We start from the raw sequence: 15,011 nt of genomic DNA on the forward strand, positions 1-15,011 counted from the left end.
CTATTGGTATGTATCCGAATAATCAAGTAGATGCGAAGGAAGAGGAATAGCAAAAGGTAGTAGAATTAAAGGACGCTGAAGAAAATGATGGGGAAGAGTCTGATGTGATGCCTCAGGAATCTAAACAAAGAAGTTTAACAAAATCAGCAGATACACGAACGATCGATATAAAAAATTTTATGTTGCAGTAACTGACGGTGCTGCTGACAGCTATTGATAATAAGTATGTTCTTACTCGTTCTGATAAAGAAAAATTCGCTAAGCTTCTTGAAATAAATGGCTTATCTAGATATGAGGTATTTACTTTAGATAATGATGGAAATCCTTTGATAGAACCTTAAATACTTAATTTATAAGAAATAATGCTTGTTGTTGATTGAGAATAGTGTAAGGAGAAAAATAATGAAGAAGATGGCTTTGTTTATTGTTGGATTCGCAGTTTGTCTCTTTTGTTTTCCAAAATTAGGTTTGGCTTTGGAAAATAACGAGATTCAAATAGATAATTTTAAAATGCATATTCGTGAAGATTCTAATTCCGAAGCACTTCCAATTAAAAATGTGAAAGTGAAAATCTATGGGGGGAATAAAGGAGAAAATAAGCCATTCTTGTTAGGAACGACTACTTGTGATGAGGACGGGGCTATAAAAGGTCTTTATTATAAAGGACAAAGAGATTTCGATCAAATTAGTTTTCAATTTTTTTTCGGAAAAGATGATCGTGGCTACATTATTAGATTGACAGATATGAAATACAATGCGAACCACACTCGAGCAGTTCCAGCTAATCGTAAGTTAGACTTAAAGACGATTCGCTCAATCAGTGGAGCAAATGGAACATCTGCCTTTTATGTCGAATTAGCTAAGCTAAATAATATTTATGATGCAGTATACCGGCAACAACAGGAAGCAATCAAAGCAGCTTCTCCTTATATAAGTAATCGGCATATCACTTTTGAGCCGATTGATATGATTTATGACTTAGATTTAGTTCAAATTGGAAACTCATTTAATAGAGGGGGGAAAGGAGCAGTTAACAGGCCAGTCCTTTGTATTAATACGAAGGTTGTTCCTGATTGGGACTGGATAAGAACTTGTGCCGTAACACATGAATGGGCACATTGGAACATGTATCGTGTTACTGGTCTACCTGGTGGAGCATATGAGTCAGATTTTTCTCATAATATAAAACCTGAAACAAGTTATAAAGAAGGTTGGGCAATTTTTCAAAGACATCAATATACATGCGGTTTAAAAAATGAGTTTCCTAATGATGTACAGGTTCAAAATGATAAGAGGTTATATGGGATCTCTACTAATTACACAGTTAAAGGTGCTTTGTACGATCTTTATGACATTAATTATGATAAATACAGTTCTATAGAAGATGATCCATTTGATATTTACACATTATTTGTAAATGGAACCCATACAATAGAAGAAAAAGATTTAATCTCAGAGGGAATTTTGCATACTTTGATGGTGAATAGTGAAGCAAAGACGTTCAAAGAATTTTATCAGTATCTGGTGACAAACTATATAGATAAACATCCTGACAAAACAATGAAGCAAAAATTGATTCGTGCAATGGCTGTGAATGGAATTAATGAACATGGGGACTTCATTTTAAAGGAGTAGTCTTAATGGATATCTTTGGTAATTAGGAGGAGTACTAATGAAGAAAGTAATCCAAAGTTGTTTAATGGTATTGTTTTTCCTGTTCTTCATATTAGTAGGTGTTATCGAAAGTCAAGCTGCCGAAAAAATGGTCACAATCAATCGTTTCCTTACTCAAGTTTATTCGGATAAAAAAGAAGAGGCGATACCGATTAGGAATGCGTCAGTAAAAATTCTTTATTACGATGCACAAGGGAAAAGACAGATTCTTAGAGATGATATTAATTCAGACAATAATGGAGAAATCAAAAACGTTACGGTTAATGTTCCAGAAGAAATCACTCGTGTTTATTTTGAGTACTGGCTTAGTAGACCAGAAATTGGAAATATCGTGAATTCAAAGGGAATCACCTATCGACCAATAACCAGTTGGCCAATACCAGAAAATAGAACAATTGATGTTACTTCAACACGCTTTTTTGTCAATTCAGATCATGAAGATTCGAAGGAGTATAATTATCAGTCAATTAAAGTATGGAATCTTTATTACGATATGGTAAATGATACAAAGGAAAGTGTCAGATTAACACTAGCCAACTTTCCAGAATTAAGAGCGAATTATCAATACCTAATAAAACCAATTACTGTCTTATACGAAAATGATCATCAAAGAACAACTGGAGCTGTCTTTTCCAGATCATCCAATGGTATTGGTGAAATAAGGAAAGGTGATCCTTATATAAGTATTCCACATATTGACATTTTGAAAACTTACACTCGTGCGCAACAGAACGAATGGTTCAATGTAAATTTAGCACACGAGTGGTCACATTGGACGATGTATTTAGCTATAGGCAATCAAATGGCGAGTGGAAATTATTATGGTCATACTGGATACAATGAGGATGAAGGCATGAGTTATAAAGAAGGATGGGCAGTCTTTCATGCGAATCGCTACACATATGGTTATAACTGGAATTGGAAACGTGATAATTCTATCCAAATTGGAGAAGGGAAATATGCTAATTGTTTCGGCAGATCTACCAACTGGACAGTGAACAGTGTATTTAGAGATATTTATGATATGGAATCACCTAGAGAACCTGAGGATCAATATGATATTGCAAGGGATTGGATGCCTGATGTTGCTACTAAAGGAGAGGGGTATCGTCAAAAATTATCAAATGGGTTGATGTTCGTCACTATGGTGAAGAGTAAGGCGACAACCTTAGAGGAGTATATCCAATACATGAAGGCAAATAGTATGGTTAAAAACATGAATCAGTTTGATGCTATATTGAGATTAAATGGTATTGATTCTAACGGAAAGTTCATGTTGGGGCCCATCTAATTAATTATGTTTGTTGCGAGTGTTTACAGAATCTGGACTATTAGGTTTCTGCGATAAAGGAGGAACTCCAATGAAAAAATTTATCCAATGTTGTTTGTTGATATTGTTGGGTATTGTGTTCTTTGCGGTAGGTAGTGAAAGTTACGCAGCTGAAAAGCCAGTGACTGTTAATCGTTTCCTGTTACAATTATATTCTGATAAAAAAGAAGAAGCAATTCCGATTAAAAATGCGTCGGTTAAAATTATGTACTATGATGCGGATGGTAAAAGACATACTGTAGGTGAAGGAATAAGCTCAGATGATAATGGTGAAATAAAAAATGTTACTGTAAATATGCCTGAAGAGATTAAGCGTATTTATTTTCAATTTGGTATGACAAACTCTGAAGTTGGAAGTTTGGTCAGCTCTAAAGGAAATATTTATCATCCTATAGTGAGTACGACAATTCCTGAAAATCGTCAAATTGATCATACAGACATTCGATTTATCATGAATTTAGGAAATGAAGCAACAAAGGAGTTTAACTATCAGCTATTTATTTTTTGGGATCTATATCAGGAACTAGTGAAAGAAATGAAGGACAACGTTCAAACAGCTCTAGATGCTTTTCCAGAATTAAAAAAGGATTTCAATTTCTCGTTTGAGCCAATTCCTGTCTTATATGAGCCAAATTATATGTATAACGGGAAGAATGGAGCGTTTTTTAAAAGTAAATCAGAAGGGATTGGCGTAATAAAAAAGGGTACACCGTTTATCCATATACCTCATCCAGAGTCACTAAGTGCTAAAACACGGGCGGAACAGAAGGAAAATCTAAGTGTGAACTTATCCCATGAATGGGCGCATTGGACCATGTATCAGGCTCTTGGAAGTTTAGACGGTGGCGGTTACAGTTCGCATTCTGGATATAATATGAATGTAAAAACAAGCTATAAAGAAGGGTGGGCGCTCTTCCATGCCAATCGTTATCCTTATGGGTATTACTGGAATTGGCGCCTAGATACTTCGATGCAAACATCAGAAACTGTATATGAAAAAGGAAGACTTGAAAAATGCTATGGAAAGTCAACGAATTGGACTGTAAACAGTGTACTCAGAGATATTTTTGATATGGAAGCAATCAATTATGATAAGGAAGCAATCAATTATGATAAGGAAGCGACTAATAAAGAACCAGAGGATCAATATGATATTGCTAAAGATTGGAAACCAGATGTTGCAGTAATGGGAGATGAATATAGACAGAGCCTGTCTACAGGATTGATGTTCATTGCGATGGTAAATAGCAAAGCGACAACTTTAGAAGAGTATGTTACGTACATGAAGGATAATGGGTTTATCAAAGATAAAATACGTTTTGATATCATTCTTGTTCTAAACGGAGTCGATCATTTAGGAAGATTTATCTTGGATAAAGATGGAAATAGAATTACTTATTAATTGAAATTTGTTGCTTTCTAGAAAGTAGATTTGCGTTTTGAGGAGGTACAAAATGAAAAAGATACTACTGATGTTAGTTGGTTTGATAGCAATAGGTCTCTATACAGGAGATTCTGTGGAAGCAACGGCTGAATCCACGCAAATTGTGACAATCGAGAGTTTCAGAACACAGGCTCAATCAGTAGACATAGATGGAAAAATAGAGAAAGTACCATTTTTAAAATCATTGATTGAAATTTACTACTATGATCTAAATGGAGAAAAGTGTCCTTTAAAAACAACAGAAACTGATGAAGCAGGCTATATAAGAAATATTTCTATAGAGCTTCCAGAGTCCATACAAAGGAACCAATTATTTTTTAGATACGTACTAAAAAATGATAAGTATGGTTATTTAGTTAATAAAAGCGGCGTTCAATATCGAGCGATTACAAGTGCTTTTATTCCTGTAAATAAGGTAATAAGTATTGATACGACTCGTGAGTTTCCTGATGCTGAAAAAATTAGTAATGCGGTAAAAACATGGGAATTATTCGTTTCTTCAGTGGATGAAGTTCAAGTCTCAGTTAAGTATGCTGAAGAGAATTCTTCATTTAAAATGAGAAATGATTTTGAATTCAAGCCGATTTTTGTTCAATATGAAAAGGGAGAGAATCTTAGCAATTCTTTTAATATCGCAAAAAAAGATATCGGTATAATTCCTACTGGTTCCTCATACATGACGATAAATGAGGCAGATGTAGGTACAAGATTAATCAACCTCGTTCATGAATGGTCACATTGGGTAATGTATTCGGCATTAGGGGGATTTAACACTGGTAATGGTAAATATGATGGTTATTATACAATTTGTGATCCCCGTGTAAGCTGGAAAGAAGGCTGGTCCGTTGCTCAGTCCAATTTAATCTCAACGTCATGTGGAAATTGGCCATATAGTAGTTATCAATTTGGGCGAAAAGTGTATGACACCAGTCCACAAGATCATAATGTTACTGGTAAACCGACTATTTCAACTGTCAATGGCGTTCTTATTGATATATTCGATAAAGATTATATTTATAAGGGACTTGAAGGAGTTAACGAAGAAGAATTTTATGACTTAGCGAGCGATCATAGTAAGTTAACAACTACTTTTAACAATGATAGAGCAATTAAGGATGGACGACTTGCAAATGGATTGATGACAATTGCCATGGTCAATAGTAAAGCAACAACTTTATCAGAGTATATTCAATATTTGAAGTCTAGTGGAATGGTCAAAAATGTGAAAGAGTTTTATGATATGCTAAGTCTAAACGGGATTGATAGAGATGGAAACTACGCTTTAGGAACTGTTAATTAAATTTATTAGAACAAGGAAAATGAAACAGAATTAAATATTGCTCAATCATGTGAATGGTAGAGCAATATTTAAATAAAAAAGTGGAAGGTTGGGTAAAAATGAAAAGGAAAAGGTTAAAGGTATTAACAGTGGCTGCATTCGTCATGATGGGGATTAATCTGAATCAAACGGCATTGGCTACAGAGAACGAAGCAACACAAGTAAGTGAAACAGCGTCTACTGAAAGTACAACTGTTTCAAGTAGGACGGAATCAACGTCAACAACGGAGTCAAGTACGACTATCAGTCCTAAGGTTAAGGCTGAGCGTTCAGTACCCAAAATAATGGGTGCAGAGAATCGAACCATTGCCTTGAATGAAAAATTTGATTCAAAGACGGGTGTGACGGCACAAGATGCGAATGATGGTGTTCTGACAGATAAGGTTAAAGTTTCTGGAACAGTCGACAGCAGTAAAGCAGGTAAATATGCACTGACTTATTCTGTCGAAAATTCTCAAGGAGAAAAAGCAGAAAAGACTGTGACTGTCACCGTCAAGGCACCTGTAACAAAAGCAAACAGTTACCAAGTAGAACTGGCTGATTTTTCGTTGCCATTAAATTCTAAACTTAGCGATGAAATCCAAAAACGTTTAGTAATCAAAGATAAAGACAATAAGGTCGTTCAACTTAGTGGTGTGAAGGTAACAGTAGAGGGCAATGAACGTGCGAGTAAGGAAGGTGCTTCTTCGGTGAATTTCACTGTGAATTTACCGGATGGTACGATTGTAAAAAAAGTGGTAACTATTACGGTTTACAGCGGTATACGCATTGTAGAACCGAAAGAAGGATACAAACATACGGGTTCGATTTATGAGGATGCTATAGATTTTATGAATTACATTGAAGCTTACGAGATAGACAGTGAAGGAAAAGAGAAATCGTTAACTGCCTATGATGAGAATACGGGTGTTGGGATCAAGGTATTAAAAACGGATATAGATATTTCTACACCGGGTAAGTATTCTATAGTCTATAAAGTGACCAATTCATTAGGAGAAATCAAAGAGCATACGTCTTATGTTACAGTTGAGAAAAGGCCGGAAGCTGTTACGCCAACGCTTCAAGTAACGGATCAGGTAATGTATGTCGGGGATGTCTTAACGAAGGAAATCGTTCTAGGGTGGGCGAAAACAACGAACACGGATCAGCTTTCTTTTGAAGTTATTGAGGATCAGATTCTCATTAATAGTCTTACGAATCGTTTGGAAAAAGCTGGAGTTTATAAAATTCGTTTTACTGCTTCAAGAATAGATGAGGCAACACAGGCTGAATTAACGGTTCAAAAGACGATTACCCTAACAGTTAAGGAAAAAGAGACCACCCCAACAAAAGAAACCTATACCAATACTGGAACGGTGGCCAAAAGAGCCGTACCAACATCTAGTGTAGGAGCAAAGAGCTTACCGAAGACAGGGACAGAAAAAGCGGATGCTAGACTAATGATCAGCGGAATTATCCTAGTCGGGTTGACATGCTTTGCGGCAGTTAATAGAAAACGTGTTGCCAAATAATTGAACTTAGTATGAAGCAAAACTTTCATTTTCGAGAGTTTTGCTTTTTTTCATTTAAGAGCTTCTATTGATTTGAAGTATTTTTTGATTACTAAAACTAGAAAACAAGGGAACCCCATTACATTGACTGTTCCTTATAAAGGAGGGAACAGTCATGGAGACTAGCTTGATGAAAACTGGGATTTTTTTGAGTTTGATTAATGGAGGTATGCCGATCAGGATTTATTAGATGAATCCAAGGAACGCAAGAAAAATCTGCCTAATGTTTTAGACAAATTAGCAAAACAGAATTTGTTAGAAAAAAATATAATGAGCAAAGCTGAGTTGGAGAAAGACCTAGATTTTGATTTCAAGCAAAAAAGGCGTGTCTCAGCACGGCGTTTTCTGCCTAATCAACTTTGTGAAAGTATCACCATAAAATAACTAAAAAAAAGTAAAATCAGTATGTTTTATCGAATTGTTTTTTACTGGTATTGTTATATTATACCAGTTAGTCTGATTGGTCTTTGATTACGATTTTTTTAGCGGTAATTGATACCAGTCGTTTCTATTGCGAAAATACTTATTTTTGTAGTTTTTTCGAAAGTTTTTCACTATGAATTTATGTGATTTTCTATAAAATGATTTAAGAGTAAAATATACATAATTGCTTTGATTTTAAAGAGATGCACTGTGGTTTATTCAAATTCCCAGCGATGACATTCGATAATTTCGAATAGTTTCTGATATTTATAAAATTAATTGTAATATAGGTGTTCTCTTGACTTATTATGTGGTATCTACCAATTATTAGAAAAATTCCATTTTTATGAAAGCGTTGACATTGTCATTTTCGTGCGTTACTATTTTTATAGGAAGTTATTTAAATGATTCTTTTAAACACTTGTGAAAAAACTAATCATTGGTATGGTTTAGTCTCATTCTTTTTCACTAGCTTTAATGAGTTGTATTGGCGTCTCGATAAATATATTTGTGGTTAGTGGAACAAGGAACAACGTTCAAAAGCAAAAGTATCAGGAATCAAAAGAAGCAACCCACTCAAGAAATAGTCTGAAAGGGCGGTGTGATTATAGCTGAACTGGTTGTAACAAGTCAAGATTGGTGGTTTTAAGAGCACAGCAGCTGAATTCTATCCCGGTGCGATAGGAAGTCATATATTGTTTGTTGCTACAGTATTTCTAGCAAGAGAATTTTAACAGTAATTATGAAAGCGCTTACTAGTTTTTGGCAAAAATATCGAGGATTCCCTCACAACAGCGAATAAACCACTGACCTGAAAACAGGAATGAACAAAGTAACTGTATTGGCATCAGCGCAAGCTTTACGTTGCGAATCACACCGTAAAAACGAAGGGACCTAAGCATAGTCCAGCCGCTTGGTTCTCTTATCAAAGTCTAAACAAAAGAAAGAAGGATGACGATGATTGGATGTATTTTAACTGGACATGGTAGTTTTGCGCCGGGGATTATGGGGGCAGTCGAAATGATCGCGGGTCCGCAGGAAAAATTTGAAGTTGTGCCGTTTTTAGAAGAGGAGACGTTGGAGTATTTTGATGAAAAAATGCAGGCTGCGGTAGAAAAACTGGATAAGGTTTGTGATGGTGTGGTCATTTTCTCTGATTTATTAGGCGGGACGCCGTTTCGCTCCGCGATGTTAGCCGCTCATGAAAGAGATTCGGTGGAAGTGATCGCTGGGACAAATCTGCCGTTACTAGTAGAAAGCTCTTTATTGCGTCTGGGTGTTGAAAATGTCAGTGAATTTCTGGAGCAAATGGTGGAAGTTGGCCGAACAGGTCTGATACATGCTCGGTTGGGCGAATCACAGCAAGAAGACAGTAGCGAGGAAGAAGGGATCTAGCATGGCACAAAGTATTTTGGCAGCCTCAATCGTTATGATCGCTTTTTTGATCATTATGGCACTGATTTACTATTTGGTCAGTCGCAAGGGCGTCAAGAAAAGAAAGGAACATTATCAGAAATTACATCAGTCATTACAGAGTGGTCAGAAGGTTCAGCTGTCTAGTGGGATATTGGGTACTTTGAGACGGGTGGACGAAGAAATTGTTGAGTTGGAAATAAAGTCAGGAATAGTCATGGAAGTATCACGCTACGCTATTTCGGACATTATTAAATAGAACAATTGGAGGAATGCATAATGGGAGAACCGAATATTTTACTAACAAGAATCGACAATCGTCTGATTCATGGCCAAGTCGCGACACAGTGGAATGGGACGATCGGAGCAAATCTGATTTTAGTTGCAAATGACAAGGTCGCTGGTGATAAGGTTCGTCAGGGTTTAATGGATATGGCGGCACCTGCGGGAGCACAAACACGGTATTTTTCGATCCAGAAAACGATCGATATCATTCATAAGGCATCTGCGAAGCAAAAGATTTTTATTATTGCTGAGAACCCTGCTGATGTTTTGAAACTAGTGGAAGGAGGCGTACCGATCAAGAAACTGAATATTGGGAATATGCACATGGCAGAAGGCAAACGACAAGTTGCTACGACGGTTGCGGTAGATGATGCAGATGTTTCGGCATTCAAAAAGATGAAGGATCTAGGTGTTGAATTAGAAATTCGCCGTGTTCCGACGACACCGATCGAGGATTCAAACAAGTTATTCAGTTAAATTGAAGTAAGGAGGAATTATTGAATGGATTACAATATTGCTCAAATTATATTGGTCTTCTTAGTAACGTTTATTGCTGCAATCGATCAGTTCAGTTTTTTGGAATCATTATATCAACCGATTGTAACCGGAATGGTCATTGGTCTTATTCTAGGCGATTTAAAAACAGGTCTGATCGTTGGAGGAACCTACCAGTTGATGACGATCGGGAATATGCCAGTCGGCGGAGCACAGCCGCCAAATGCGGTTATCGGGGGAATCATGGCCGCAATTTTGGCGATTACATTGAAGTTAGAACCAACTGTAGCGGTGGCGACAGCAATTCCATTTTCTTTATTGGGTCAATATGGCGTTACGTTGATTTTCTCTTTGATGTCTCCTGTTATGACCGTTGCCGATAACTATGCCCATGAAGCGAATACGAAGGGAATTGATCGAATCAACTATCTAGCGATGCTCGGTTTAGGAACGATCTTTGGTTTGATTGTTACCTTATTCTTTATTGGCGGAGCCGCTTTTGGTCAGCAGGTAGTTGATGCGATTCCAGAATGGTTGATGGGTGGTTTAGGTGCTGCTGGGGGCATGATGCGTTATGTCGGTTTTGCGATTCTATTGAAGGTGATGATGTCACGGGATATGTGGGGCTTTTACTTCATGGGCTTTGGGCTAGCGACGATCGTTATGGCAGCGCCGAGCTTGACTGGTCCGGCATTGTTGATTCTAGCATTCATCGGTTTTGCGTTAGCATTCTGGGATTATCAAATCCAATCCAAATTCAAAACAGCAAAAGTATCGAATGATTTAGGAGGCGAAGAGGATGGCATATAATATTCCAGACACATATAAGGATCAAGCACCTTCAGAACAACTAGATCAAAAAACATTGAATAAGATGGCCTGGCGTTCATTGTTCTTACAGGCTTCTTTCAACTATGAGCGGATGCAATCCGGAGGCTGGCTGTACAGTATTTTACCAGGATTAAAGAAAATTCATAAAAACAAAGATGATTTGGCCGCTTCAATGAGCCACAACTTAGAGTTCTTCAATACCCACCCATTCTTAGTTACCTTTGTGATGGGAATCGTTCTATCAATGGAACAAAACAAATCAGATATCCCAACGATCCGTGCAGTACGGGTCGCAGCGATGGGGCCTTTAGGCGGGATTGGGGATGCGTTGTTCTGGTTTACTTTAGTGCCGATTACTGCGGGGATCACGTCAAATATGGCGATCAACGGAAGTATCGCTGCGCCGTTTATTTTCTTGTTGGTATTCAACGTTGCTCAATTTGCTATACGTTTCTTCTTGATGAACTGGTCTTACAAACTGGGGACTGATGCGATCGGTATTTTAACGGAAAATGCCAAAGAGTTCACTCGTGCAGCAAGTATACTGGGGATCTTTGTGGTCGGCTCATTGACTTGTGTTTATGGCGCGACGAAGGTGAATATCGAGATCCCGAATGGGACAACCAATAATGTGCATTCCGTAACGGCAGTGGTACCAGAAAGTCAGATGCATAAATACGACGAGTTTGTTTATAAAAAAGATGCTAATGGTAAGCTGACGGATGAAGTGCAGGATGCTGGTACAGATGAAAAAGCTTTGGGTGTCAAGGAATTACCTTCTGGTGAATACGAAGTGACCTTCAATCGGAACGAAGAAGCACCGGTAGTGATCAACATCCAAGAGATCTTGGACGGCATTTTACCACAGATCATTCCATTGGCGTTGACAATGCTGCTGTATCTACTAATGTCAAAACGCGGTTGGACACCATTGAAATGTATTGGATTCCTACTGATTATCGGTTTGCTGGGCTCTGGCTTTGGCATTTGGCCGAATATCTGGCCATAATAAGCCAATTAGATACCTCTTATCTCAAAGGTGAGAGGTATCTCTTGTTTTGCCTTACTGGGTCTGGTTGTAACCAGTGTGTTGTGAGTAGGATGCGAGTGAATGAAAATGATGAAGAAGAGGGACTGGCATATGAGTAATAACGTCAAAAAGCAACCATTGTATGACCAATTGGTTACGCTGCTGAAAGAGAAAATCGAAAAAGAATATGTGGCGAATACTTTGTTGCCGTCAGAACGAGAGTTGTCCAGTACGTATGGCTTGAGTCGGACAACGGTTCGATTGGCTTTGCAGGAGCTGGAGAAATTAGGCTATATCTATCGCCGTCATGGCAAAGGAACCTTTGTATCGAACATTCGTGAGTCGGCACTGAACTTGTCTAATACCTATAGCTTTACGGAGCAAATGAAATCATTGGGGAAAACACCCCGTACAGACGTCTTGAGTTTTCAAAAAATCGAAGCGAATAAGTATTTAGCGGAGCAGTTAAATGTCAACTTAGGAACCAAGTTGATCGAGATTGAACGTCTGAGATGCGCCGATGGGCTCGAGATGATGCTGGAGATGACCTACTTACCTTTGCAGTTCTTTATGACATTGGAGAAGGCAGAGTTGGAGAAAAAAGCGATGTATGACATTTTTCGCGAGAATTACCGTCAGATCATCCGCGTGGCCGAAGAAGAGTTTTATGCAGGGATTGCTGAGGAACAGGATGCTTCAATCTTAAAGATTTGTCCAGGTGCACCAGTCTTGAATTTGCTGCGAAAAACCTACAATACGAAAAATGAGATCATTGAATTTACGATAAGTGTCGCGCGGGCGGATCAGTTTCGATATAAAATCGTCCATCATAAAGATTAAGGAGGAATTCATTGATGTTTCAATTAGCAACGGCAGAACTAGAAAAAATGGGGGCTGAGATCACGACTCGTGAGATCAAACAACAGCCAGAACTATGGGAAGAAGCGTTCCAAATTTATCAACAACAGCAAGAGGAAATTCGGTTTTTTCTAGAAAAGGTCAAAGCCTCTGCGGATGGTAAAGTACGGGTTGTCTTTACTGGTGCGGGTACATCGCAATATGTTGGAGATACACTTAAACCGTATTTATCGAAAACGGGGAATAGCACCAGCTTCATTTTTGAGAGCTTAGCGACCACCGATATCGTGGCGGCTCCAGAAGAATATTTATTTGCAGACCAAACAACTTTACTTGTCTCTTTTGCTCGCAGCGGAAATAGTCCAGAAAGCATCGCGGCGGTTGAGGTGGCAAATGCCTATGTTAAGAATATTTTTCATTTGACCATCACCTGTGCAAAAGACGGCAGCTTAGCCAAAGCGGCGGCCGATGATGACCGGAATTTATTGTTGCTGATGCCGTCACGGTCGAATGATGCGGGGTTTGCTATGACCGGTAGTTTTTCTTGTATGACCTTGATGGGACTTTTGGTCTTTGATCAAACAGCGGTGGAGACCAAAGCAGCCTATGTTCGGACGTTGAATAGGCTAGGCCGTGAAGTGATTGATAGAGAAACAGATATCCAACAATTCCTGGCAGGTGACTATGACCGGATCGTATATCTTGGTTCTGGCAGCTTGGCTGGTTTGACTCGTGAGGCACAGCTGAAGGTATTAGAGTTGACGGCAGGCAAGGTCGCGACTGTCTTTGATTCATCGATGGGATTTCGCCACGGGCCAAAATCCTTTATCAATGACAAGACGTTGGTCTTTGTTTTTGTAAATAATGATGAGTACACCCGTCAATATGATTTGGATATTTTGGAGGAGGTAGCAGGTGATAAGATCGCACCTCAAGTAGTGGGGATTGGTCAAGCCGGAAAGAGCAACTTTAGCGGAAAGACCTTTACTTTTGAACAGGGAGAGATGCTGCTGCCGGATGGCTACTTAGCGTTGGCAGACATCGTCATCGGGCAAACGATCGCCTTATTGACTTCGGTCAAAGTTAACAATACTCCTGATACTCCTTCATCGACGGGAACTGTCAATCGGGTCGTGAAAGGTGTGACGATCCACGAATTTGCCAAATAAGAAAGAAGTGAAAAGGATGCATTATTATATCAAAGCGGATCGCTTCTTTTTAAGAAGCGGGATGGAAATAGGCGGTTATCTAGAGGTAAAGGATGGTTTGTTTGGACGCTACAGCAAAACTGAACCCACTGGTGAAATCTTGGATTATTCTGGCAAGTGGATCGCACCGGGCTTAGTGGATACTCATATTCATGGTTATAAGGGTCATGATGTGATGGATGGGGATTTTGACGGTCTGAATGAAATTTCCCGAGGCTTATTAAGCTGCGGGGTCACTTCCTTTTTGCCTACGACGTTAACGTCGGATGTGGAGAGCTTGAATCAAGTCAGCCAATTAATCGGAGAGCATTACCAAGACGTGGAAGGCGCGAAGATCCAAGGCATCTTCTTTGAGGGTCCATTTTTCACGGAAGAACATAAGGGTGCACAAAATCCGATCTATTTTAAAGATCCAGACTTAGCAACTTTTGCTCATTGGCAGGAATTGTCAGGCGGTTTAATCAAAAAAATCGCGCTTGCACCGGAGCGTGAAGGGGCATTAACGTTTATTGAAACAGTGACGAATCAAGGGGTTAAGGTGGCGCTTGCTCATAGTTCGGCCACGTATCAGCAGGCGAAAGCGGCGGTTGATGCGGGTGCGAGTATCTTTGTTCATACATTTAACGGCATGAGCGGCTTTACTCATCGGGAGCCGGGGATGGCAGGTGCAGCGATGACCACCAAGGCATCTTTCGCTGAGGTGATCACTGATGGGCATCACGTACATCCTGCAGCGGTGGATGTGTTGCTGAAGGCCAAAACCTCCCAGCAGATCGTCTTGATCACCGACTGTATGCGGGCTGGCGGAATGCCAGAAGGTGAGTCGACTTTAGGAGAATTTGCGGTCATCGTGAAGGATGGAGCGGCACGCTTGAAAGAAGGAGGCAGTTTAGCTGGCAGTATTTTGGAATTGTTTGAAGGCGTAAGAAATGTCGTGGATTGGAATCTAGCGACAGCCGAAGAAGCAATCAAGATGGCCTCGTATGTTCCAGCTAAGAGCGTCGGGATTGAGGATCAATGCGGCAGTATCCAACCAGAACGTGCCGCTGACTTTTTAATCATTGAACCAGAGCTGTCTCTGGCAGAAACATATTTGGATGGAAAAAAAGTGTATTCGAAAGATTAGGAGCG

13 protein-coding genes are annotated in these 15,011 nt (G+C 39.1%); all 13 read left to right on the forward strand.

What is annotated here, in order from left to right:
- Nucleotides 1-402 precede the first annotated feature (402 nt).
- The 13 genes from IGI50_RS04275 to nagA all read left to right on the forward strand — a co-directional run bounded on the left by IGI50_RS04275 (nucleotide 403) and on the right by nagA (nucleotide 15,006).
- Entirely contained in the window at nucleotides 403-1,635 is a 1,233-nt protein-coding gene (locus tag IGI50_RS04275; protein WP_438776267.1) for a hypothetical protein, read from the forward strand.
- Nucleotides 1,636-1,672: 37 nt separating this feature from the next.
- Nucleotides 1,673-2,965: a hypothetical protein gene (locus IGI50_RS04280; RefSeq protein WP_438776268.1), complete on the forward strand. Its 1,293-nt coding sequence runs from the start codon at nucleotides 1,673-1,675 to the stop codon at nucleotides 2,963-2,965.
- 70 nt (nucleotides 2,966-3,035) lie between these two features.
- Nucleotides 3,036-4,406 (forward strand): hypothetical protein, encoded by a 1,371-nt coding sequence (locus IGI50_RS04285; protein ID WP_438776269.1) that lies wholly within the window; start codon nucleotides 3,036-3,038, stop codon nucleotides 4,404-4,406.
- Between the two features lie 52 nt (nucleotides 4,407-4,458).
- A complete protein-coding gene (locus IGI50_RS04290) occupies nucleotides 4,459-5,748 on the forward strand; it encodes a hypothetical protein (RefSeq protein ID WP_438776270.1) in 1,290 nt (429 codons plus the stop codon).
- A gap of 98 nt (nucleotides 5,749-5,846) precedes the next feature.
- Nucleotides 5,847-7,298, forward strand: coding sequence for an immunoglobulin-like domain-containing protein (locus IGI50_RS04295; protein WP_438776271.1), 1,452 nt, complete (start codon nucleotides 5,847-5,849; stop codon nucleotides 7,296-7,298).
- Between the two features lie 1,419 nt (nucleotides 7,299-8,717).
- Nucleotides 8,718-9,155, forward strand: a complete 438-nt coding sequence (gene agaF, locus IGI50_RS04300) for a PTS galactosamine/N-acetylgalactosamine transporter subunit IIA (RefSeq protein ID WP_218256850.1) — start codon at nucleotides 8,718-8,720, stop codon at nucleotides 9,153-9,155.
- Nucleotide 9,156: 1 nt separating this feature from the next.
- A complete protein-coding gene (gene yajC, locus IGI50_RS04305) occupies nucleotides 9,157-9,432 on the forward strand; it encodes a preprotein translocase subunit YajC (RefSeq protein ID WP_218256851.1) in 276 nt (91 codons plus the stop codon).
- A gap of 20 nt (nucleotides 9,433-9,452) precedes the next feature.
- A complete protein-coding gene (gene agaV, locus IGI50_RS04310) occupies nucleotides 9,453-9,935 on the forward strand; it encodes a PTS N-acetylgalactosamine transporter subunit IIB (protein ID WP_218256852.1) in 483 nt (160 codons plus the stop codon).
- Nucleotides 9,936-9,959: 24 nt separating this feature from the next.
- Nucleotides 9,960-10,763, forward strand: coding sequence for a PTS mannose/fructose/sorbose/N-acetylgalactosamine transporter subunit IIC (locus IGI50_RS04315; RefSeq protein ID WP_438776272.1), 804 nt, complete (start codon nucleotides 9,960-9,962; stop codon nucleotides 10,761-10,763).
- Nucleotides 10,753-11,793, forward strand: a complete 1,041-nt coding sequence (locus IGI50_RS04320; RefSeq protein ID WP_438776273.1) for a PTS system mannose/fructose/sorbose family transporter subunit IID — start codon at nucleotides 10,753-10,755, stop codon at nucleotides 11,791-11,793. The genes IGI50_RS04315 and IGI50_RS04320 overlap by 11 nt, the downstream gene beginning before the upstream one ends.
- A 132-nt stretch (nucleotides 11,794-11,925) precedes the next feature.
- Complete coding sequence (locus tag IGI50_RS04325) at nucleotides 11,926-12,654, forward strand: GntR family transcriptional regulator (protein ID WP_438776274.1); 729 nt, start codon at nucleotides 11,926-11,928, stop codon at nucleotides 12,652-12,654.
- Nucleotides 12,655-12,668: 14 nt separating this feature from the next.
- Complete coding sequence (locus tag IGI50_RS04330) at nucleotides 12,669-13,841, forward strand: SIS domain-containing protein (protein ID WP_438776275.1); 1,173 nt, start codon at nucleotides 12,669-12,671, stop codon at nucleotides 13,839-13,841.
- Nucleotides 13,842-13,857: 16 nt separating this feature from the next.
- Nucleotides 13,858-15,006 carry an N-acetylglucosamine-6-phosphate deacetylase gene (gene nagA, locus IGI50_RS04335; protein ID WP_218256856.1) on the forward strand — a complete coding sequence of 383 codons (1,149 nt, stop codon included), beginning with the start codon at nucleotides 13,858-13,860 and terminating at the stop codon, nucleotides 15,004-15,006.
- Nucleotides 15,007-15,011 lie beyond the last annotated feature (5 nt).

The sequence above is a fragment of the Enterococcus sp. DIV0170 genome, from assembly GCF_051710765.1.
GTDB lineage: Bacteria > Bacillota > Bacilli > Lactobacillales > Enterococcaceae > Enterococcus_A > Enterococcus_A raffinosus.

Coding starts and splice junctions, on each gene's coding strand:
- IGI50_RS04275 (WP_438776267.1), top strand. CDS start 403: ATGAAGAAGATGGCTTTGTTTATTGTTGGATTCGCAGTTTGTCTCTTT.
- IGI50_RS04280 (WP_438776268.1), top strand. CDS start 1,673: ATGAAGAAAGTAATCCAAAGTTGTTTAATGGTATTGTTTTTCCTGTTC.
- IGI50_RS04285 (WP_438776269.1), top strand. CDS start 3,036: ATGAAAAAATTTATCCAATGTTGTTTGTTGATATTGTTGGGTATTGTG.
- IGI50_RS04290 (WP_438776270.1), top strand. CDS start 4,459: ATGAAAAAGATACTACTGATGTTAGTTGGTTTGATAGCAATAGGTCTC.
- IGI50_RS04295 (WP_438776271.1), top strand. CDS start 5,847: ATGAAAAGGAAAAGGTTAAAGGTATTAACAGTGGCTGCATTCGTCATG.
- agaF (WP_218256850.1), top strand. CDS start 8,718: ATGATTGGATGTATTTTAACTGGACATGGTAGTTTTGCGCCGGGGATT.
- yajC (WP_218256851.1), top strand. CDS start 9,157: ATGGCACAAAGTATTTTGGCAGCCTCAATCGTTATGATCGCTTTTTTG.
- agaV (WP_218256852.1), top strand. CDS start 9,453: ATGGGAGAACCGAATATTTTACTAACAAGAATCGACAATCGTCTGATT.
- IGI50_RS04315 (WP_438776272.1), top strand. CDS start 9,960: ATGGATTACAATATTGCTCAAATTATATTGGTCTTCTTAGTAACGTTT.
- IGI50_RS04320 (WP_438776273.1), top strand. CDS start 10,753: ATGGCATATAATATTCCAGACACATATAAGGATCAAGCACCTTCAGAA.
- IGI50_RS04325 (WP_438776274.1), top strand. CDS start 11,926: ATGAGTAATAACGTCAAAAAGCAACCATTGTATGACCAATTGGTTACG.
- IGI50_RS04330 (WP_438776275.1), top strand. CDS start 12,669: ATGTTTCAATTAGCAACGGCAGAACTAGAAAAAATGGGGGCTGAGATC.
- nagA (WP_218256856.1), top strand. CDS start 13,858: ATGCATTATTATATCAAAGCGGATCGCTTCTTTTTAAGAAGCGGGATG.